General features: G+C 36.3%; 17 protein-coding genes. 6 read left to right on the top strand and 11 right to left on the bottom strand.

Annotated elements, in window-relative coordinates:
• The first annotated feature begins 7 nt into the window (after positions 1-7).
• The 4 genes from WH267_RS02415 to WH267_RS02400 all read left to right on the top strand — a co-directional run bounded on the left by WH267_RS02415 (position 8) and on the right by WH267_RS02400 (position 5,107).
• Positions 8-1,036 (top strand): methionine ABC transporter ATP-binding protein, encoded by a 1,029-nt coding sequence (locus WH267_RS02415; RefSeq protein WP_340005329.1) that lies wholly within the window; start codon positions 8-10, stop codon positions 1,034-1,036.
• A complete protein-coding gene (metI, locus tag WH267_RS02410; RefSeq protein WP_115971267.1) occupies positions 1,029-1,685 on the top strand; it encodes a methionine ABC transporter permease MetI in 657 nt (218 codons plus the stop codon). The genes WH267_RS02415 and metI overlap by 8 nt, the downstream gene beginning before the upstream one ends.
• 91 nt (positions 1,686-1,776) lie before the next feature.
• Positions 1,777-2,583 carry a methionine ABC transporter substrate-binding lipoprotein MetQ gene (metQ, locus tag WH267_RS02405; RefSeq protein ID WP_123318436.1) on the top strand — a complete coding sequence of 269 codons (807 nt, stop codon included), beginning with the start codon at positions 1,777-1,779 and terminating at the stop codon, positions 2,581-2,583.
• 265 nt (positions 2,584-2,848) lie between these two features.
• On the top strand, positions 2,849-5,107 hold the full coding sequence (locus tag WH267_RS02400; protein ID WP_340005324.1) for a glycoside hydrolase family 3 C-terminal domain-containing protein: 2,259 nt from the start codon (positions 2,849-2,851) through the stop codon (positions 5,105-5,107).
• An 81-nt stretch (positions 5,108-5,188) separates the two neighbouring features.
• Here the strand turns inward: WH267_RS02400 and WH267_RS02395 are convergent, their stop codons facing one another.
• The 9 genes from WH267_RS02395 to WH267_RS02355 all read right to left on the bottom strand — a co-directional run bounded on the left by WH267_RS02395 (position 5,189) and on the right by WH267_RS02355 (position 18,059).
• Positions 5,189-5,578, bottom strand: a complete 390-nt coding sequence (locus WH267_RS02395) for a hypothetical protein (protein WP_115971264.1) — start codon at positions 5,576-5,578, stop codon at positions 5,189-5,191.
• A 118-nt stretch (positions 5,579-5,696) separates the two neighbouring features.
• Complete coding sequence (locus WH267_RS02390; protein ID WP_340005321.1) at positions 5,697-7,880, bottom strand: outer membrane beta-barrel family protein; 2,184 nt, start codon at positions 7,878-7,880, stop codon at positions 5,697-5,699.
• Positions 7,881-8,204: 324 nt separating this feature from the next.
• The gene (locus tag WH267_RS02385) at positions 8,205-8,759 is read right to left on the bottom strand and encodes a DUF2652 domain-containing protein (protein WP_340005319.1); all 555 of its coding nucleotides are present in this window, start codon (positions 8,757-8,759) and stop codon (positions 8,205-8,207) included.
• A gap of 59 nt (positions 8,760-8,818) precedes the next feature.
• Complete coding sequence (locus tag WH267_RS02380) at positions 8,819-10,231, bottom strand: efflux transporter outer membrane subunit (protein ID WP_340005317.1); 1,413 nt, start codon at positions 10,229-10,231, stop codon at positions 8,819-8,821.
• 17 nt (positions 10,232-10,248) lie between these two features.
• A complete protein-coding gene (locus WH267_RS02375; protein ID WP_123318431.1) occupies positions 10,249-13,389 on the bottom strand; it encodes an efflux RND transporter permease subunit in 3,141 nt (1,046 codons plus the stop codon).
• 9 nt (positions 13,390-13,398) lie between these two features.
• Positions 13,399-14,544: an efflux RND transporter periplasmic adaptor subunit gene (locus tag WH267_RS02370; protein WP_340005312.1), complete on the bottom strand. Its 1,146-nt coding sequence runs from the start codon at positions 14,542-14,544 to the stop codon at positions 13,399-13,401.
• A 214-nt stretch (positions 14,545-14,758) separates the two neighbouring features.
• On the bottom strand, positions 14,759-15,685 hold the full coding sequence (locus WH267_RS02365; RefSeq protein ID WP_340005310.1) for an AraC family transcriptional regulator: 927 nt from the start codon (positions 15,683-15,685) through the stop codon (positions 14,759-14,761).
• A 106-nt stretch (positions 15,686-15,791) separates the two neighbouring features.
• A complete protein-coding gene (locus WH267_RS02360) occupies positions 15,792-16,538 on the bottom strand; it encodes a metallophosphoesterase (protein WP_340005307.1) in 747 nt (248 codons plus the stop codon).
• Positions 16,539-16,670: 132 nt separating this feature from the next.
• Positions 16,671-18,059 (bottom strand): MFS transporter, encoded by a 1,389-nt coding sequence (locus WH267_RS02355; RefSeq protein WP_340005305.1) that lies wholly within the window; start codon positions 18,057-18,059, stop codon positions 16,671-16,673.
• Positions 18,060-18,201: 142 nt separating this feature from the next.
• Between WH267_RS02355 and WH267_RS02350 the strand changes: the two genes are divergently transcribed.
• Positions 18,202-18,672 (top strand): Lrp/AsnC family transcriptional regulator, encoded by a 471-nt coding sequence (locus WH267_RS02350; protein WP_340005303.1) that lies wholly within the window; start codon positions 18,202-18,204, stop codon positions 18,670-18,672.
• Positions 18,673-19,148: 476 nt separating this feature from the next.
• Positions 19,149-20,576, top strand: a complete 1,428-nt coding sequence (locus WH267_RS02345; protein WP_340005301.1) for a LuxR C-terminal-related transcriptional regulator — start codon at positions 19,149-19,151, stop codon at positions 20,574-20,576.
• A gap of 1,024 nt (positions 20,577-21,600) precedes the next feature.
• Here WH267_RS02345 and WH267_RS02340 read toward each other — a convergent pair.
• Complete coding sequence (locus WH267_RS02340; RefSeq protein WP_340005299.1) at positions 21,601-22,116, bottom strand: hypothetical protein; 516 nt, start codon at positions 22,114-22,116, stop codon at positions 21,601-21,603.
• A 19-nt stretch (positions 22,117-22,135) separates the two neighbouring features.
• Positions 22,136-23,152: a hypothetical protein gene (locus WH267_RS02335; protein ID WP_340005297.1), complete on the bottom strand. Its 1,017-nt coding sequence runs from the start codon at positions 23,150-23,152 to the stop codon at positions 22,136-22,138.
• Positions 23,153-23,395: the final 243 nt, after the last annotated feature.

Below are 23,395 nucleotides of genomic sequence, written 5' to 3'. Positions count from 1 at the left end.
CATCAGAATGATAGAAATCAAAAACATATCAAAAACATTTTACCAGAAGAAACAGGCCTTTAAGGCATTGGATCAGGTGAGCCTCAATATAGATAAAGGAGATATCGTAGGAATCATAGGATTCTCCGGTGCAGGAAAAAGTACACTGATCCGTACGGTTAATCTCCTGGAAAGGCCAGATGAAGGGCAGGTAATTATTAATGGAAAGAATTTTACTCAATTAAGCTCAAAGCAGCTTGCTGAAGAGCGTAAGAAAATAGGAATGATCTTCCAGCATTTTAACCTTCTTTCTTCAAGAACCGTTTTTGATAATATAGCACTTCCGCTGGAACTGAATCACAGCAGCAAAGATCAAATCCATAAAAAGGTCAACGAATTACTGAAAATCGTAGGCCTTGAGGATAAAGCCAATGATTATCCAAGAAGTCTTTCGGGAGGACAAAAGCAGAGGGTAGCTATTGCAAGAGCACTGGCCAATGATCCTCACCTCCTCCTTTGTGATGAAGCAACCAGTGCGCTGGATCCGGTAACCACTCAATCTATTTTACAGCTGCTAAAGGATATCAACCTGAGATTAGGGATTACCATCCTTCTGATTACCCACGAAATGGAAGTGATTAAATCGGTTTGTAACCATGTTGCTGTGATAGACAAAGGAAAACTATTAGCTAAAGGAACTTTAAGTGAGATCATTTCAAACCGGGAAAATCCGGTGATCCAACAATTTATAAATTCAGATGTCATGACCCTGCCACAGGAACTCAATAACAGACTACAGAAAGAACCACAGGATGGTTTATTTCCGCTGGTCGAAATAGAACTTAACGAAAACATAAGTGTTGAACAGATTCTTTCAGCGCTATATAATGAGCATAAAATTCCTTATAAACTTTTGAAAGCGGATGTAGAATATTTTGGGAATTCTAATTTTGGTAAACTACTTTTGCAACTTCAAGGAGAGGCTGAGGAAAACCAAAAAGCCATCTATTATTTTAATCAGAATAAAATTCAAAATACAGTAAAAGGATATGCTTAGTGATGCAGTACTTGCCCTTTTGGCAAAAGGAACCTGGGAAACGGTTTATATGACATTCGTGTCAGGATTTTTTGGTTTTGTTCTGGGACTTCCGGTTGGTATTCTGTTATTTTTAACAAGAAAAGGACAACTGTTGGAAAATGCAGTATATTATAGAACGTTATCCATTATTGTAAATATTTTCCGTGCCATTCCATTCATTATTTTAATTGTTTGGATGATTCCTTTTACAAGGATTTTGGCTGGAACATCTATTGGAGTGAATGCAGCTCTGGTTCCGTTAAGCGTTGGAGCAGCACCGTTTATTGCAAGATTGGTAGAAAACAGCCTTATTGAAGTTCCTCATGGATTAATAGAAACTGCGAGAGCATTGGGAGCTTCTCCTTTGCAGATTATCAGAAAGGTTTTACTTCCGGAAGCGCTTCCTTCATTAATCAATAATGCTGCGATCACTTTAATTACACTGGTGGGTTATTCTGCAATGGGTGGAGCTGTAGGAGCAGGTGGTCTTGGTCAGGTTGGTTACCAATATGGATATATCGGTTATGATATTGTCATTATGAATACGGTATTGGTATTACTTGTGCTTTTGGTATTTATCATCCAGTTTATGGGAGATAGATTATCTAAGAAATTTGACCATAGATAAGTTTGAGGGTTTTAGAGTTTTAGAGCAAGAGAGATAATTTTGATTTTGTGATTTTACTGTTGGAACTTCTTTACAATTTAAAAAGAATAGAATGAAAAAAATAAAGATTTTAGGTTTAATCACTGCTGGAATATTACTTTTCAGTGCCTGTTCGGGAAGAAAAGATGATCCGAATTTTATCAGAGTTGGAATTACCTACGGACCGGAACAGGAAGTGGCTGAAGTCGCTAAAAAGGTAGCAAAGGAAAAGTATAATCTTGAAGTAGAACTTATTCCTTTCAATGATTATGTTGTTCCCAATGAAGCTCTGATGAACGGAGATATTGATGCCAATGCTTTTCAGCATGCTCCTTATTTAGCTGAACAGTCAAAACAAAGAGGATATAATCTTGCTATTGTAGGAAATACATTTGTCTATCCTATCATAGCTTATTCAAAGAAAATCCAAAATCTTAGTCAGTTGCAGAATGAGAGCACTATTGTTATTCCCAATGATCCTACCAATGGTGGGCGTTCTTTACTTCTATTGCAAAAAAATGGTTTGCTGAAACTAAGAGCAGGAGTTGGATTACTTCCAAAGGTTACCGACATCACAGAAAATCCGAAACAGTTGAAAATTATGGAAATTGAAGGGGCACAAATCCCAAGGGTTTTGGATGACAGAGATGTTGTAGTAGGAATTATCAATAATAACTTTGCAGCACAGGCCGGATTGGATTCGGAAAAGCAAGGGATATTTAAAGAAGATAAAGATTCTCCTTATGTTAACCTTGTCGTGACAAGACAGGATAATAAGAATAGTCAGAAGGTAAAAAACTTTGTTAAAGCTTATCAATCGGACGAAGTGGAAAAGAAAGCCCTTGAAGTTTTTAAAGGAGGAGCCGTAAAAGGATGGTAATGCGGTTCAGGATGCGAAGTTCAGGGTTTATAGTTTAAGGTTGTTATCCTTTCACTAGTCATTGACGATTCACTTACGAAGCAATATTGACTATTGACCTCAAATCTCACATACCCAGCCTATCCGCCTATAATATCTTTCCCTTCTAAAAAAATTCTGTCAGCAATTTTGTAGGCAGTTTTTTTATGCCTTAAAATTTATTTTCTCAATTTGAGATAATATAAAAATTTTGTTTATTTTTGCTTCAATCCAATAATAAGGCAATATGTTAAAGAAAACCGCCATTGTAAGTTTATTCACCTTTATTTCTGTTTCTTATATGGCCCAGAACACTACTCCCGTTTATTTAGATGAATCGAAACCTGTAGAACAGCGTATTCAGGATGCTCTTTCCAGAATGACGCTGGAAGAGAAAGTAGCCATGCTTCACGCACAGTCAAAATTCAGTTCTCCAGGTGTTCCAAGATTAGGAATTCCTGAATTCTGGACGACTGACGGACCTCATGGGGTACGTCCTGAAGTAATGTGGGACGAATGGGATCAGGCCGGATGGACCAACGACTCCATTATCGCCTACCCTGCCCTAACCGCTTTATCTGCTACCTGGAATAAGAAAATGTCCTGGAACTATGGTAAAGCATTGGGAGAAGAAGCCCGTTACAGAAAAAAAGATATTCTGCTGGGACCTGGTGTCAATATTTACAGAACTCCTCTGAATGGAAGAAATTTTGAATACATGGGTGAAGATCCTTATCTGACCTCAAAAATGGTGGTCCCTTACATCAAAGGGGTACAATCTAATGGTGTGGCAACTTCTGTAAAACATTTTGCACTGAATAACCAGGAAATGTTCCGCCATACCAGTAATGTAAATGTGGATGACAGAACATTATATGAAATCTACCTTCCGCCTTTCAAAGCAGCAGTGACCGAAGGAGACTCCTGGACGATTATGGGTGCTTACGACTTGTATAAAGGTCAATATGCCAGCCAGAATCAATATCTTTTAAATGATATTCTAAAGAAAGAATGGAATTATAAAGGGGTAGTAGTTTCTGACTGGGGTGCTGTTAACAATACCGAACAGGCCATCCATAACGGATTAGATCTTGAATTTGGTTCATGGACGAATGGTCTTTCTGCCGGAACCAAAAATGCCTATGATAATTATTATCTGGCAAAACCTTATCTGGATCTGATTAAAGCAGGAAAAGTAGGAACAAAAGAATTGGATGACAAGGTAACCAGACTGCTTCGTCTTGCCTACAAAACTACAATGAACCGAAATAAACCTTTCGGGAATATCGCTTCTGAAGAGCATAAAGCTATAGCCAAGGAAATTGGAGAAGAAGGAATTGTTCTGTTAAAAAATCAGGGGAATGTACTTCCTATTGACATCAATAAGGCCAAGAAAATTGCAGTTATTGGTGAAAATGCCATTAAAATCATGACCGTTGGTGGTGGTTCATCTTCATTAAAGGTAAAATATGAAACCCTTCCTTTAGATGGGATAAAATCAAGATTTGGAAAACAGTCCGATGTCCAGTATGCCAGAGGATATGTAGGAGATATTGGTGGCGAATACAATGGGGTAAAATCCGGACAGGATTTAAAAGATACCCGTTCTGATGCTGAACTTCTAAATGAAGCTGTAGCATTAGCCAAAAAATCTGACTATGTAATTTTTGTTGGCGGACTGAATAAAGCAGACTTTCAGGACAGTGAAGGAAACGACAGAAAAAGCTATGGATTGCCATATAATCAGGATAATGTAATTACAGCTTTAGCCAAAGCAAATAAAAACCTGGCTGTAGTTTTAGTTTCGGGAAATGCTGTTGCCATGCCTTGGATTAAAGAAGTTCCAACCGTTTTACAGTCGTGGTATTTAGGTTCTGAAGCTGGAAATTCCATCGCTTCTATTTTAGCTGGTGATGCCAACCCATCAGGAAAGCTTCCGTTTACCTTCCCTGTAAAGCTTGAAGATAATTCAGCACATCAGCTTGGAGAATATCCCGGTCAGAAAGATGAATTGGCTGCAGGAAAAGGAAAAGATCAGAAAAACCCGATCAATATCACTTACAACGAAGGCATATTGGTAGGATACCGTTGGCATGATACCAAAAACATCAAACCTCTTTTCAGCTTCGGACATGGATTAAGTTATACCACTTTTGAGTTTGGAAAAGCTACAGCAGATAAAAACACCCTATCACTAAACGATACCATTACTTTTACGGTAACGGTTAAAAATACAGGAAAGAAAGCCGGAGCAGAAGTTGCCCAGCTTTACATCAGTGATTCAAAATCATCTGTTCCACGTCCTGCCAAAGAATTGAAAGGATTTGAAAAGGTGTATTTAAATCCTGGAGAGCAAAAAGATGTGACTTTCACTATTGACAAATCTGCTTTAAGTTTCTTTGATGCTCAGAAGCACGACTGGGTAGCTGAACCTGGAGATTTTGAAGCTCAAATCGGAAACTCTTCAGATGCTATTAAAACGAAGGTGAAGTTTACACTGAAGTAACCTTACTTATATATTTCTAAAACGAATGCCCGACTAAACTCGGGCATTTTTTATATCAAATTTTAATGTATTTTCTTGAAACTATTTGCGAATAAAACTTAGCTCACTCCCCATAATAGTATAAGTCAAAGTAGTTTTTGTGACTTTATATTCGCAACAAGAAAAATCGTCTCCCACTTCATTTACACAAAGTTTTCCGTTTTCCATTTTCCATTTTGTTTTTTTGCTAGCACGCCCTTGTTTGCTAATCATTACACCACCAGGAGCAAATGTCTTTGTTAAATCATTTTCAACTTTCTGACCATCTATTTTATGGATTTTCCAGGTACCTTCAATACCGCTACCTGTATTATTTTCAGCTAAATGAATGGAATTTTCAGTCATTACGTCAGATGGTTTCTGACCGAATAGAGCAGCTGTCCCTAAAATTAATCCAGCTGCAACAATAAAGCTTAATGTTGTTTTTTTCATGGTTATTTTTCACAAACTTAAGTATATGTAATGATATAGCCAAGAAAAATCATATCCTGTCATCAATAAAAAACAGATTCCAAAACTGAAACCTGCTTTTATATTGAACTAACTTTTTTTATTTTGCACTTCCTGCATTTTTCTCAACATCTGTTTTGGTATTTTCTTTCACCTTCTGGTTTCCGAAACGCTTTACAAAAGTAATATTCACTCCATACCAATCCCATAATTCATATCTTCTCACTGTTCCGCCCTGATTGTAAGTGATGTCATCAGAATAAGGTCTTTTAAAGATATTCATCAGCTGTATACTGGCTTCCATCTGGGTTTTAGGAAATATTTTTGTAATGGAAATATTATGGAATACGTTGGTATTATTGGCTTGAGTATTTCCATTATTCTGATTGGAGATTTCCATCCAGGCACTCAGGTTAATATTTTTATTGAAAAGGTTGGTATAAGAAAGATTGGCAGAACCACCCCAATAATTGATATATGCTCTCCCTCCGATATCATTCTTCAAGTTGAAATCATGATTATCAATATAATACCAACCGAATCCAACATTCAGATTCAGCTTATTTTTAAGAAAATTCTGATTGGTATTGGCAAAAATATAATATTTCTCAACTTTCCCATTGAAATTTCCAGGGAAAGATACATTTCTTCCTCCTTCACTGGAATAAGTAGTCCAGTAATCCTGATTGGTATGCATATATCTTGCAGAAATAAAATACTTTTTCAGGATTCCAAACTTCAGATAAAGCCTGTCGTTAGGATTAGGATTCAGATCCATATTTCCTCTGGAATAGGTTCCGTCAATAGATGGAGTTAAAAAAGGATTAAATTCCGAATACCAGGGTCTCCATATTTTACGGTCGTAGGTAAGACTCAGATCATATTTATCTGAAAAATTATATTTCAGCAATAAATTAGGAAGAAAAGTACCATAGCCGTCTTTTCTTTCGGTTCCTGCTACATCTTGTCTTACTTTAAAATCAATATATTCATATCGAAGCCCTATCCTGGTTTCCAATTTCTTGAAAAATGTTTTGCTATAGTTGGCATATGCAGAAGTAATATTATCCTCATAATGGAATTTATCCCTTGTCGAGAGCCCTGCATATTCAGAAGTTCCCAAACTGTATCCATAAAGATTATTAGGAATTACATGATTGTTGAATTCCGTTTTTGCCCCTATTTCAATCGTTCCCCAGGATTTACCTAATGGCTGGGTATAATCTACTTTCAGATAATAATTACGCATCTGTCCATTATTTATTGATCCTATTTCTTTAATATTCGGATCGTTCAATATTGTTTTATTGATGAATTCATTATTATTATTTCCGGAATAATTGGTTCCTAGATTAATGTCCAGAATTCTGTTTTTTTCTTTATCATAATATTTATAAAAAGCATTCGTGCCCAGATTACGGTAAAAAGTATTCGCATTTTGAGCCTGATGATAATCAATAAAATCCTTTTTCAGATTATCATATTCTCTCCCCTCTGTATCTGATGAGGATAAACCTCTGCTTTGATAATATTCAAGAACAAGCCCTATATTATTTTTATCATTAAGCTCAAATTCGGAAGTAGAGGAAAGGGATGGCGTTTCACTTCTGGATATGGTTTGATAGTTTAAATCTCTATTCAGCTTGTTGTCCGCATAAAACACAATATTACTGGACCCTTTTTGTACATAATTATTATTAGAATAACTTCCAATCAGGGTTTGCGTAAATTTCTTCTTATGATAATTGAGGTTGAAATTGGAATATTGAGAATTCTTTGTACTATGTCTGTTACTTAATGAGATACTCCCTTTTAATCCTTCATCATCACGTTTCTTCAACACAATATTGATAACAGAACCGGAAGCTTCATATCTTGAAGACGGGCTTGTAATCACTTCAATCTTCAATAGATTATCTGCCGGAATCGTTTTAAGATATTCTTTTAATTCTTTTCCTGTAAAAACTGATTTTCTATCATTGATATACACAGTTACCGACTGTCCTTCTGCTTTTATAGCATCACTATTATCAATACTTACCAGAGGGGTCATTCTCAGAACATCCCAAGTTGTATTTCCTGCTACAATAGCGCTGTTGGCCACATTAAAAACAGTTCGGTCTACTTTAGACTCTACGGTTGGTTTTCTTGCCACAATGGTAACTGCCTCTATCTCTTTTGCATTTCCCTTTGCAGTATCCTTAGCAGCCGGATCTGGGGCCTGTGTCTGAGCCAACGCCAGAGAACCTGTTAATGCTGCTATAGAAAGTAATATTCTTTTCATGTGAAATCTTAGTTTTATCTATAAGACCACTATACTCTAACATTTGTTACATCAAAAAAATTAGAGAACGAAATAAACCTCTAGTTTTTAACAGTTTACAAAACTCAATTTTAAAAATAATTCAAAAAAATAACAGTTATTAAGACAAAACAAACAATTAAAAACCCTTATTAATAATATATAGTCAAAAAAATTACAATGGCGATAATTTCCATTAACCAAACTTTAACATATATATATTCATTTTCCCCATAAAAAAAGCCCGGATCTCACCCGGGCCGCTAGCAATAGCAAATTTACAAGGATTAAAAAATAAAAAATATGCTAGTTTATTGTTTCAAAATAATGGATCATGCCCACTTCCGGCAGATGATGCTGATCTTCATTAAAACCAGCTTCCTGATTATTGGTATTTTCTAAAAAAGAATTACTGAATAAAGCATAGGAAGGTTTTTCTGCCCAGCCATTTTTCAACAACTGATGGGCTTCTACAATTGGTTTGCCATACAGTTTTCTGAAGCTTCCGATATTATATTGCGAAAAGGCACCATAATGAACGATAAATTTCAAAGACAAATCTATCGTAGTGCTTAAGCTCTTACTCAATTCCTTTATTTTTCTGTTGAATGCATTACGCATTTTCCAAAGCATCTTTGAAATATTCTGATAAGACGGATTTTCATCATACCGATAAAATAAAATGGCATCGCCTTCAATTTCAGAAATTTCAAAATACTGATCATTCATATCAATCAGCGTAGATAGTAGTTGTCTTACAATATATTCTCCTGTATAAAGTTTAGTATTGAACACAAATTCGGTAAATCCGCTGAAATCCGGAATTAAAATGATTCCCTCCTGTATATTTGTATCCTTCATAATGATTTTAGATTAAAAACCTGCTGCATCATTAAAGACGAAGCAGGTTTCATTTTACTTTATTGCCATCCACCTCCTACAGAGCGGTACAGCGCTGTGATTGCATTCAATCGTTGAGCTTTCAGAGAAGCCAGTTCCAATTCAGCATTAAGCTTATTGGTTTGGGTCATAATCACCTCTACATACGTTGCCGAATTGTATTTAAATAATACATCAGCTTTTTTAACAGCTTCATTAGATTTCACCACTAATCCTTCAGCAATCTTCTGCTGTTCTTCCAGCTTCTGAATCTGCACCAATGCATCGGAAACCTCTCCTACTGCCTTTAAAACAGACTGCTTAAAGCTTATTTCAGCCTGATCTGCCAATACTTTAGACTGTTCGTACTGGGTTTTCAGCTGTTTACCATTCAAAATAGGCTGAGCAATAGCTCCTGCAGCCATTCCGAAAAGAGATCCCGGAATACTGAACCATTTGCTGATCTGGAAAGCATTTACTCCACCCTGAGCTGTAATATTCAATGACGGATACATACTCATTTTGGCCACATGAATAGCTGCAGCACTCTTTCTTACTTCCAGCTCTGCTGTTTTTACATCAGGTCTGTAGCTCAATAATTCTGACGGAATTCCTGCCGAAATATGATCCGGAGACTGAACAGTATTCAGACTTGAGCTTCTTTCAATTTTCCCAGGCATAGAGCCGGTTAACAAGCTTAAAGCATTTTCTTGTGTAGCTACAGAACTTTCAATAGCCGGAATTGTTTTCAGGATCTGATCCTTTACAATTTCCTGCTGTTGAACTGCTAAAGCCGTAATCAATCCTAGCTCCTGCTGTTTCACTAAAAACTTCAGGGTATTATCAGCATAGGTAAGATTAGATTTTGTGATTTCCAACTGAGTATCCAGCATCAGAAGATTGTAATACCCCTGAACTACAGCAGCCACCACTTGTGTTTTTACCGCTTTTGCTGCTTCCTGGGTTTTAAGATAATCAGCCAACGCCTGCTCCTTTCTTCCTTTGATCTTTCCCCAGATATCAGCTTCCCACGAAAAATTGAGTGCTGTCGTATAGTCTTCCGTATACCTCTTCCCTGTAAACTGTCTGCCCATCATTCCGTTCATACTATTGTCTGAAGCACGGCTGACACTGCCGTTTGCAGTAGCATTGATGGTAGGAACATTCCCCCATTTGCTTTGCGTATATGCTAATGAAGCAAATTCTATCTGCTTTAAAGCTACCTGAAGATCATTATTCTGAATCATCGCTTTATCAATCAATCCTACTAACACCGGATCTTTGAAAAAATCTTTGTAACCGATTTTTGCGATGTTTTCATTCTGCTCAACCACGATACTGTCAGCTCTGAAAGCTTCAGGCATCTTCACTTCAGGCTGTTCATACTTTTGAACCCCACAAGAAACTGCTGTTCCTGAAATGAATGCGATATATGCTATATTTTTAATTTTCATTGTTAAAATCATTTGAATTAATATTCCCAATCCGCATCTGTTACCACCTTTCCGTTGATTTTTTCATGCAAAGCCTGGAACATCACGAAAAGTACCGGAACTAAAAAAATTCCTAAGATTGTTCCAAAAAGCATCCCTGAAATAGCAGCATATCCAATGGAATGGTTACCCATTGCAGACGGACCTACTACAAAAATCAATGGAAGCAATCCGGTAATGAATGCCAGAGAGGTCATCAGAATCGGACGTAAACGCGCTTTTGCTCCTTCTACTGCTGAAGCAATAAGGCTTTTTCCTGCTCTTCGTCTCTGAATGGCAAATTCCACAATCAGAATACCATTCTTTGCCAGAAGCCCGATCAACATGACCAGAGCAATCTGAACATAAATATTATTAGACAATTCTGCGAAAGTAATTCCCACAAAAACTCCAGACAACCCTACCGGAATAGCAATCAGTACAGCAAATGGAAGAATATAACTTTCATATTGTGCTGATAAAAGGAAGAATACAAACACAATACACAACCCGAAAATCATCACTGATTGCGAACTGGAACCTGCTTCTTCACGGCTCATCCCTTTATAATCATAGGTATATCCCGGTGGAAGTACCTGCTTGCTTACTTCTTCCACAGCAGCCATTGCCTGACCCGTACTATAACCCGGCGCCGCCATTACTGTTAAATTGGATGAATTGAAAAGATTGAAACGGTCTACCACCTCAGCTCCTGTTGTCTGTTTTAAGCTCACCAAAGTATTGATAGGAACCATTTGTCCAAGATTATTTTTAACGAAAACACCATTCAGAGATTCTTTATCCTGTCTCATTTCCGGAGTAGATTGCACCAAAACCCTGTAATATTTTCCGAATCTGTTGAAATCTGAAGCCTGAATACTTCCATAATATCCCTGCATCACTCCCAATACATCAGAAACATTCACTCCAAGCTGAGCCGATTTCACTTCATCTACAAGCACTTCAAACTGAGGATAGGTAACATCAAAAGTGGTAAATGCTACTGCCACTTCCGGTCTCTGCATCAAAGCACCCATCATTCCGTAGGAAATATTCCCAAGGTTCTGAAGTTCTCCATTGGTACGGTCCTGAAGCACAAGCTCCATACCACTCGTATTCCCGAAACCATCAACCGTTGGTGTATTAATCACAAGGAAATTCGCTCTTTTATCTTTAGAAAGCATTCCCTGTGTCTGCCCGATAATATCATTGATATTGTCGACCGCTCCTCTTTTTCCTGAGTTTTTTAATTTAACGAAGATAGAAGCTGCTGAAGAAGACATTGAACCACTGAATAAATTGAGTCCATCTACTGAAATCACCTTATCTACCGCCGGATTTTTCATCAAAAGATCTTCCGTATCAGAAACCACCTTGGAGGTTCTGTCTTTAGAAGCTCCCGGAGCCAAATTAGCAGTTACAATGATAAAACTTTGGTCTTCATCAGGAATAAATCCTTTTGGAGTCGTCATAGACATCCACGCAAACAATCCTCCAAAAGCAACAATCATTGCCACTGCAATCCATTTTTTCTTTAAAAGGAACAATACTGCTTTTCCGTAACGGAATGTCAACTTATTAAAACTTGCATTAAATCCAGCGAAAAACCGGTCTTTAAAGTTCATTTTTTCATGAGCACCACCGTGATGCTGTTTCAGGAACAGAGCACATAAAGCAGGACTTAATGTTAATGCATTGATCGCAGAAATCACAATGGCAATGGCTAACGTTAAGGCAAACTGCTGATAGAATAATCCTGTGGAACCACTCATAAATGCCACCGGAACGAATACCGCAGACATAATCAGGGTAATAGAAACAATTGCTCCTGTAATCTCACTCATCGCAGACATGGTTGCTGCCCTTGGATTCAGTTTTTTATGCTCCATTTTAGCATGAACTGCTTCCACCACAACAATTGCATCATCCACCACAATACCAATCGCGAGCACTAAGGCAAACAATGTCAGGATATTAATTGAGAATCCAAAAATCTTCATAAAGAAGAATGTTCCTACAATCGAAACCGGTACTGCAATAGCCGGGATTAATGTTGATCTAAAATCCTGAAGGAAAATATATACTACAATGAACACAAGAATAAATGCTTCTATCAAGGTATGAATTACCTGTTCTATAGACTGATCCAAAGCTTCTTTGGTAGCATACGGAATCTCGTAAGCCATTCCTGCGGGAAATGATTTCTCCAGTTCCTTCATTCTTTCCTGAAGAGCAATCTGCACTTCATTCGCATTTGATCCAGCCATCTGGAAGATCGCCATCGTTACGGAAGCCTTCTTATTAAAGTTAGATGAAACCGTATAACTGTAGGCTCCAAATTCTACTTTGGCAACATCTTTCAGTTTTAAAACAGAGCCATCACTTAACGCTTTAATCGTAATATTCTCATATTGTTCAGGTTCCGTGAATTTCCCTTTATACCGAAGGACATACTCCATTACTTCCTTACTTCTTTCCCCTAATCTTCCGGGTGCTGCTTCAAGGTTTTGGGTCTGAATCGCACGGGAAACATCGGATGGAGTAAGATTATAGGAAGCAAGCCTATTCGGATCAAGCCAAACACGCATAGAGTAATCTTTGTTACCATATACCATAGCATCTCCCACTCCTTTTACCCTTTTCAGTTCCGGAACAATATTGATTTTCGCATAGTTCTCAAGAAAAAGATCATTCATAGAACCATCTTTACTCGTCAGGGAAACCATCGCAATCATACTGTTCTGCCTCTTCACAGTGGTAATTCCGGCCTGGATCACCTCAGCAGGAAGCTGGTTCGTTACCTGTGCTACCCTATTCTGAACGTTGATGGCTGCCTGATCAGGATCTGTTCCTAATTTAAAGATAACAGTAATACTTAATGTCCCGTCATTACTTGCTGTAGAAGTAATGTAATCCATATTTTCCACTCCATTGATGGCATTTTCCAATGGCGGAGCCACAGATCTTGCAATCGTTTCAGCATTAGCTCCGGGATATGCTGCCGTTACCATTACAGTAGGTGGTGCAATGTCCGGAAATTTTGTAATCGGCAGACTGACCATACCGACGATCCCGAGAATAACAAGCAACACGGATATAACCGTGGCCAGTACGGGTCTTTTTATAATTTTCTTTAACATGATTTCTTCTTACGATTTTTTCTGTTGAGCATTTTTCTTTTGTGCCACGACAGGCGTTCCTGGCTGCAGTCTGTCGAAACCGGAAACGATGTACTGATCTCCAGCTTTCAGGCCTTTGGAAACGATGAAATGATCACCCGTTTTTCCATTCACTTCTACCGGAAGCATTTCTGCTTTTCCATTTTTGATCGTGAATACAAAAACTTTATCCTGAATCGTTCTGGTAGAAGCGATCGGAAGTAATACAACATTGCTGTAAAACTGATCTAATAAGATCTTCCCGGTATTTCCGCTTCTCAAAAGATGATTCGGATTATTGAATTTTGCTCTTAAGGTAATAGAACCCGTAGTTTTGTTAAACTGCCCTTCAACGGCATCTATCCTTCCTGTTTCAGCGTACTTTTCACCCCCGGAAAGCAATAGAGATACTGCCGGAGTATTTTTAATAACCTCCTCAATGCTGCTTCCTACATATTGTTTCTGGAAATTATTAAAGTCATTTTCACTCAAACTGAAATACGTATATACCTGATGAATATCGGACAAAAGAGTAATGGGCTCCTGATTGCCAGGGGTCATCAAACTTCCCAAACGATAGTTGAATCTTCCGATAAATCCATTTACCGGAGCTTTAATTGTAGAAAAATTAAGATTGATCTTTGCAGATTCAATAGAAGATGTTGTTTGGCTTACCGCTCCTCTTGCAGCATTATAAGCTGCTTCTGCTTCTTTCACCTGGATTTCGGAAACCATTTTATTTTTGAAAAGTTCCTTTTTCCTGTCCAGATCAATTTTAGAACTGGAAAGATTTGCCTGTGCCGTAATCAGTGCTGCCTGTGCACTTTTCATCTGCTCAGCGAATATCTTATCTTCAATTTTGAACAATGGCTGGCCCGCTCTTACATAATCTCCTTCATCTACAAAAATTTTACTTAGGTATCCTGTTACCTGAGGTCTGATCTCTACATTGGAAACTCCTTCAACTGCTGCTGCATATTCTCTGGAGACAGAAGCATCTCCTTGTTTTACTATTTCTACAGGAAGTTCTGGTGCCTGTTGCTGATAAGCTTGGTTTTGGTTACTTTTCTTACATCCCGTCAAAGCGATGAGCGCAAGAAAAAGCAGTGTCGATTTTTGAACAAAAAATCTTTGCATAACTATAGTCATTTAAATTTTCGCCACAAAATTCGAACGAAAAAAATTCAATAGATTTATTCAAAAAACCCCTTGTTTTGTCAAAAAGACTCCTTATTTAAAAAAACATGAGATATATCATTCATAGACAAATTAAATAATATATTTCTAAAATTTAAATCAAAAATTGGCCTTATTTTATCAAAAAGACACCTAAAACACAACTAATTGATTATCAATACAAATCATCTTTCCTGTATTCTAATGGAGCTCTCCCAGTGTGCTTTTTGAAAAATTTACTGAAAGACGCCTGATCTGAGAACCTAAGCTTTGCAGCCACTTCATTCACGTTAAGATTTGGGTTCTTGAGCAATAACCTTGCTTCTACCGCCAATACCTGATGAATAATATCCCGTGGTGTTTTGAACATGGTTTTATTGATAACTTTGGTAAGATACTTCCGACTGATAAACAACTTGTCTGCATAGAACTGAACATTATGTTCCTCTTTGAAATGCTCCTGAACAAGTTTAAAAAAACTGGTAGTAAGTTCATCTTCACGAGGAGTCACCGAATGTGGTTTTTCGATTTTTTTGAAATAATTATCAATCTCATAAATAACCAGCGAGAAGTGATGCCAGATCATTTCATTAAAATAATAATTATCTTTTTCTTTGCTATTCAGCTGCTTTAATTCATCAAGATGAAAATTCAATTTTCTAAACAAATCCGGTTCATTCCTGATAATATGAGTAGGATCCGATGAAAGGCTTTTCAGTACATTATTGGATTTATAATTGAAACCAGCCTGAGAAATAAAATCAACCGAAAAGAAAATATACGTTGCTTTATAATCTTCCGCGATATTTTCTACCCAAAAGGTCTCCAACATAGGACAGAAAATGGAATCTCCCTTAAACACTTCATAGCTTTTATCATCTAATCTGAACCCAACACTTCCATCCTGCACAAGAAAAATACAGAAATAGTCTGAGCGGTAAGGGATATCCGGCTTTATGATATAATTTGCCTTATCTATATCCATCACCACAAACTCCTTAATCCTGAGATCAAATCCCACCTGTTCCAAGACTTCATCAAAAGCAAGCTGTGAAACAAAATCGGATTCATTAGAAATTTCTTTACGGGAATTTTTAGCCATGGAAAATGGGTTATGAGACACGAAGGTAGTGAAAAAGACTAAATTCCAAAAAGCAAAGAGCAATTGTGCAACAGTTCAAAAAAGATAAAATATACTTTTTCTGATTTTATATTTCTACTATCAATTCCTTTTCATAACCATTATACTTTTCATCAATATATCCATGAGGATTACAAATAACCTCAGTGTTCCCGATAGTATATCTGCTTGGAGTATGAATATGACCATGAATCCAGTATAATGGCTGATATTCAAGAATTATATCTTCCAGGCTGGAAGCATAAGCTGAAGTTAATGGATCTTCTTTATAATGGTCCGGTACAGACTGAATACTGGGAGCATGGTGAGTAACAACAATATTTTTAAGCTCTTTTGAAACTTCAAGACTCTCCCGCAGCCATACTTTTGAAAGCTGATGAATTTTGAAAGTGTCTATGGTTCTCATTTTTGAATAAGATGGATCGCGTCTGATTTTTTTATAATCATTCATCTTCGGCTGACAGATCATTCCATATTTCACAGGGTTTCCAAAGATTGAAAAATCGGTCCATAAGGTAGCTCCATGAAAACGGACACCTTCAATATCCACAAAAGAATTTTCGAGTACAAAAACATTGGAACCTTCTGCCTCATCTTTTATTTTATGAAGAGTCTTCGGATATGAGCCTTTATAATATTCATGGTTTCCCAGAATATAAATCACCGGCTTACCAGGAATTGTTTTTTTAATCCATTCAATTCCTTTAGTTCCCAAATTAACATCACCAGCCAAAACAATAACATCTGCATTGTCAAAACATAATTCAGTTCGTCCAAATTCCTGATGAAGATCGCTAATGATTTGTATTTTCATGATGCAAAAGTAATAAAGAAGAGTGGAATCTTGAAAAGAACCATTGCAACTTATTCTTAAAAAGAAAAAAGGAACCAATGCCTAAACACCGATTCCTTACTCATATAGTTTGTGTAATTTTAAGGCCGCTTATCATGAAACAGCTACTTCTGTCTGCTTCACTTTTAAGCTTTTCAATATAAAATAGAATAACATTCCAAGGGCTAAAAGAGCATAACTAACCAGTACAATCAAATTCAGGCTTCCAACTGCAAATTCTGAAGGAAAAACCTGACTCATTAAAGTCATGAACGACAGCCCGATCCCAGCCCCCAGGAAGTAACTTGTAGAACTCAAACTTGATGCCAATCCGTAGTTAGAAGGCTCAACATCCTGAATTCCCATCACAGAAAGAGCTGTAAAACAGAACGTCATTCCTATTCCTGAAATACACGCAGCTCCTAATAGAACCATCACTAACGGATGCCCTGCATACACTGAAATTAACAACAGTACTCCACCAGCCAGCATAAACCCCCAACCTAATACGCCCATTTGAGATGAACTCAACCGTTTGGAAACATGAGGCAGTACAAACTTAGCTGTTAAAGCCGATAGAACACTAAACGGAACCAACATTAATCCTGCTGAAGCCGCACTATATCCCATATCTTTCTGAAGCATTAAAGAAATCAGGAACAAAAACCCGATGAAGAACGCTCCTAAAGTAAAGAAAGCTGCATTGGAAACCACCAATGAACCATGTCTGAATAATTTCAGGTCAAATAAAGGCTCTGCAACAGTTCTCAGTCTGAAGAATACCATCACTAAAAGCAACACTGCAACTATTAATGAACCTATTACAAGAAAAGGCTGTTCTTTAATATGAACCAATTCATGGGTTCCGTATGTTAAACTCAAAAGCCCTACAACCATTAAAATCCCGGAAATAAGATCTGTTTTTTGTGCAGTTTCATTTTTCTCATCTGTTGGTAAATAATAATAGGATAAGATTAACGTAATTAAAAGAATTGGAACATTAATAAGGAAAACCCAATGCCAGCTCAGATAGGTACTGATAATCCCACCCACGGAGAGACCACTTCCTGAACCAATTGCAGCAAAAGAACTGAAAATTCCAATTGCACGATTTCTTTCCTGTTCTTCCCTGAAAGTATTAGTTACAATAGACAATGCTGCCGGCATCACAAGCGCCGCTCCCAATCCCTGCAGAGCACGGAATATAGCCAGCATATTGAAGCTTTCTGAAAGACCTGCTCCCAATGAGGTCAGCATAAAAATCAGTGCTCCCAATAAGAATATTTTCTTTCTTCCAATCTGATCGGAAAGTTTCCCTCCAATAATCAGAAAGCCACCAAAAAACAATACATACAGGGTCTGTAACCACTGAACGGTTCCTGCACTGATGTTAAACTGTTCCTGAATAGAAGGAATGGTTAAATTAATAATTGCAATATCCAAAGCCTCCACAAAAGTTCCCACCGATGCTAAAATTAATATTAAATTTTTCCTTGTATCCATATATTCAAATTTCCTGCAAAATTAAAATTAACAGAACGTAATTAAAAATTTTACATTAAATTTGGAACAATAAAACTAAATAAACATAATAAAAAGAACAAAACAACTGAAACAAAGAAATTAACCCTATAAAACAGAACAAATGCCAACAGAAAATTATACTCCCGACGAAAAAGACCTTTCGATTCTGCGAATTCTCCAGAAAGATGCGAAGATGAGCATCCGTGATATTTCCGCCAGGATTAACCTCAGCCCCACTCCTACTCATGAGCGCATTAAACGTATGGAAAAACTAGGGATCATCAAGGAATATACGGCTGTAGTAGACCGTAAAAAAGTGAATAAAGGAATGATGGTGATCTGTATGATTGCCCTGAATCTCCACAATAAAAAAACGGCTGGAAAATTCATTGAAGAAGTCGGTAAACTCAAAGAAGTGGTCGAGTTTTACAACATCAGTGGGGATTTTGATTTTATGCTAAAAATTCTGACACCGAATATGGATGAGTTTCATGAGTTTTTTATTAATAAACTATCGGAAATTGAGGGAATCGGTCAGACGAAAAGTATATTTGTGATGAGCAGCATTAAAGAAAGCGCTCAGATTTTATAAGATATTTCCAAAAAGTCATAAGATGAATTCTCATTAAAATTATCTTCAATTTCATAGGCAAAATACACTTCCATCAGCATAACAAATCAATAAAATACTGACATTCAGGTGTTTTAAAAATCCACAAAACTTATTATTCTTCAATAATTAAAGTCTCTATGAACCAAGTAGGTATTGGATCATTGTTTATTTTTCACTACTTTAGTAGTTTAAATTTATCTGCATGGATAGATTTATTAAGCAACAAAAAAGATGATGAACATTACATTTATTAATTCAGGCTACTGCAATAAGTGGTCCGGTATACTATTACCGATCAATCTATATAATAGGTATCCGTACAGTTTTACAACAACTAAAACTGAAATGACAGACTTCTGAAAAACACAACAATGAAACTTTCAGAAAAAAGTATTGAGACTGAAATTGTGAAATAGTTTCATCATTAGACAAATGAGTATAAAATCACAGAATTCATGAACAGCATAAGTGATACCCCTTTCAAAAGTCACAGAATGTATTTATATCTTTTTATTGCAATCTCCTTGTGTAGCTGCAATAAAAAGATCAATATTACTGAAATAAACAACGCACTGCTGCAAAAAAATGAAAAATTAAGACTTGAAGGAAAAGACAGGGAACTTATCATTCTGAATACTGAAATCATCAGACAATCAAAAGAAGGCGGCTACCCAAAAGGAGCAGCTTTAGGCTATATTAACCTGGCCAATACTTATGGGATGATGGGAAGTTACAAAACCAGCCATGAATACCTGAAGTCTGCGAAAAACATTATCACCCGTCTTCATGACAATTTTCTTTATGCTAAACTCTACCACGAATATGGCCAGATCAATTATGTTACAGGATTAGTAAATACAGCCTTAAGCTATAATGCAAAAGCTATTTATTATGGTAAAAAACTGAACGAAAAAAGCTGGCTGCTGGGAAATATGTATGAGCAAAGAGCTGATTTTATTGCTGCTATGGATAAAGATTCAGCATTGATCTATCGCCACAAAGGCTTCAACACAGATCCTTCTGCTCTTAATGCTTCCCTGATTGGTTATCATCATTTACAGCAAACCAAAAACCTAGATTCAGCCACTATTTATATTGACAAAGGATTATCACTTCTTAAAAGTTCTGAATATGGAACGGTAAGACAAGGCATTATCTATTCTTTTTATGCTGATCTTCTTTCTGAAAAAAAGGAATATGAAAAAGCATTAGATTTTTATAAAAAATCATCAGATATTTTAGTTAAAACAAAAAGAATCAACAAATTACCAAGCCTCTACCGCCAGATCAGCTTTGTTTACCAAAACCTCAACAACAGGAAAATGGAAGAAGCTTACGCTTTGAAAGCAGAGGAATTGGACCAGAAACTGAAAACATCCGGAAATGAAGCTATTGATCTCTCTCTGAGCGAGATAATTGAACAAAAAAATAAGGATCATATTAATCTTATCTTTATTTCCATTGGTGTGTTTATTCTCATCGCAGGAACAATTTTATTTTTACTGATCAGAAACAGGAGACATCAAGAAGAGAGTAAAAGTTCTGAAAAATCAAATACGATAGCTGATCCTTCCAAGGAAAGAATTTCAAAAGAAGATTTCACAGAGTTATTGGACCTTGCGAAGGGTAATGATCTTAAATTCATCAAGAGATTTGAGGAGATCAACCCAGGCCTGTTTCAGAATATTTTAAAGATTAACCCACAGCTTACCAAATCAGAGCTGTCTTTGTGTGCAATGATATGGCTCGGCTTTTCCTCAAAAGACATTGCTGATTTCACTTTTATACAACACAGATCTGTACAGACTAAAAAAGGCAGACTCAGAAAAAAACTTAATATTTCTTCCGAAACGGATCTTTACAGCTTTTTCATGTCCTTATAGTAAGGAAAATTTTACTCAACAGGGAGTCTTTATAAAACTTTAAAACATTTCAATTAACAGATATCTGTTCAGATTAAGGAAATCCTGTTCCAGGCAAGTTTAAAACCGGGAGACAGAACCAAATGATGAAGTTAAAAATGACAATCACATATATTTTGCTCTTTTTAAAAAGCCATTTTTATTACCCCAGTTCCAATATTTAATTTCAGATCCTTATCCGAACTCAGGCCAATAAGAATCTATTATTCATAAAAATTCCACCCTCTTTTAATAATATTCACTACATAACATATAGTATAAAATTTACACCGTAAGGATATTTTTTATTAAAAACAAACAATACTTAAGTAAGAAAAAACTGTCTTTTTAATAAAAAAAACTAAAATTTATTTTACAAAAAACAACACCTATATCTTTATTTATTAAAACTTATTCAACTGAAAATCAAATAATTGAACCATAAGTAGTACCCATAGTGTAGCTGTGTCGTATGCTGTTTTTTGGAAATGTTTACCATTATTGAATATGTTTGTCATGTTAAAAATATAAACCATTAATTTTTTTAAACACTCCACAAAAAGAATACACATAAATTATTTACAGAATCTTAAGAATAATTATAAAACCCTCCCCTCTGCAACCACTTTAAATTTAATTTAATAAAAAGTATTAAGAACAACACAAATGATAAACACAAATGATGAAAAACCAGAGGGGTGTTTTTTTAATAAACTAAACAAATAATATAAGCTAAAAACACAAACAAAAAAAAGAGGCCTATTAACACAACATTCTATGATGAAACAATATCTCACAATACTATAAAAACATTTATAGAAAACTGAGACTATTACAATCTATATTATTTGTTTAACTGAGAGATTACACTTTAAAACTGTAATCTCTTTTTTAATATACACCTAAAAAAAGCAGCAGTATATCTCAATATACCACTGCTTCAATATCCATTATAAACTTATATAAACCGGTTTCCCGGAAAATTATCTTATTTCTTATTGTAAGGTTATTTCCAGTAATTCCAGACTGAGCCATCAAATACGGCGAGTGTTTTACTGGATGTGTCATAACATATCATTCCAGGATATGGATTCTTTACATTACTATGAGGAGTTGCAATCTGAGGAAGAATCATTGCTTTATCCTGAGACTCCAATACCAATACTCCGTCTGCAGTACTGGTTGTCGCTCCAATAATAACCCCCTTCCCAAGCTCTGCAGAATTATTTACAACAACGGCGCTTGAGCTTCCTGCATCAGATAAAAGCTTCCATGTATCATTTTCGTAAACCTTTATTTTACTGTCAGTTATATCAAAAACAAATGTTCCATTTACCAGAGATCCGGTTGGAAGACCAGAAGTTGCCGGAAGGATCAATCCTTTTGTATTTCCAGATATATTATTGAAATCCAGGACCGTACTATTTCCGTCTACAGACTGCTTTCCAATTGCTACCTGAGCAACAGAAAGGTTAAAAACAACAAGGGCAGCTACTATGCTTATATTTTTTATGTTTTTCATCCTTTTATTAATTTTTAGATTAATCATTACAGCTTCTTATTACACATTTCCATTCTGTACCGTTATACAACTTCACACATTTATCCAGAAGATCGTATACGAGCATCCCCTCTTTTGGATCTGCAATAGCATCTCCTGACTGTGGAGTCTGGCTCACATGCTGAACTCTGGTAATAACGAAACCTTTATCTTTTGCTTCCATTGCAAGAAAACCGTTAGGAATATTTTCCGGCCATTCACTCTTTTTTTGCTGAACGGTAATTCCGAATTTGGTAACCCCATCAAGTGTTCCTGTTGCTCCCGGTTTTGTACAAAAAGCATCCATATCATCAATAATCGTAGGTGCATTACCACAAGTTGATTTATCATCGGACAATCCTTTTGGCCAAAGAGATGGACATGTAGCAGAAGTAGCATTAGGACCACAGAAACTTGCATTCCCCATACCAAGCCCTACCACGTTTCCCATAGCAATAGCAACAATTTGGCTGTCATTACTGATTACAGCTGCACCACCACCACTTACATCAGCTTTCGCAATACAATAAGCTTTACCGGTAGGAATTCCAATATATCTAACAGATGGATATGTTGTAGACTGTTGGGTAAATGTTCCACAAATCTCTACAACACTGTTTGTCCCCATGTCTATGGTAGAAATTGATCCCGGGAAAGCACCAAAAAAAGTAGGATCTTCCTGAACGACTGATCCAACAAGAGACAGGAATGATTTGGTTCCTAATTTAATTCTTGAATCCTTCTGAGAATTAAATGCTCCAACTGTAACGGTACCTGTAGATTTCACACTTGCACCATCACCAATCTCCAGAACTCCACTAACCTGAATACTATTAGATTGTAACTGACCAGACTGAACAGTAAGCGTTGCTCCATATGGAATACTAATATTGGTTACTACATTAAGATTCCCATTAAGACAGTAAGTAGTCCCGCTTACCATTGCCTGTCCAGTATAAGGTGTACACGTTTGGGCATAAGTTACACCATAGAAGGCCATCATTAATAAAAAAACCATTTTTTTATTAAAATCGAAAAAAATTAAATTATTCATATATCTTCATCCTAAATTAACAAATTATTCATATTTTAATGATAAATATGTGTTTTTTTTACATCATCGAATCCCTACTCAACAATTAACATACCAAACATCATTATTATTTTAAATAATAATAGAATACTGTGAGAAATTTATTCTTATTAAAAATATTTCTTTATAGTATTTAATTTTGAAATAAAAACAACTTATTAATAAACA

The organism is Chryseobacterium sp. MYb328, assembly GCF_037572595.1.
Classification (GTDB): domain Bacteria; phylum Bacteroidota; class Bacteroidia; order Flavobacteriales; family Weeksellaceae; genus Chryseobacterium; species Chryseobacterium pennae.
Note: the sequence above shows the minus strand (reverse complement) of the source record. Positions and strands in the feature narration are given on the sequence as shown.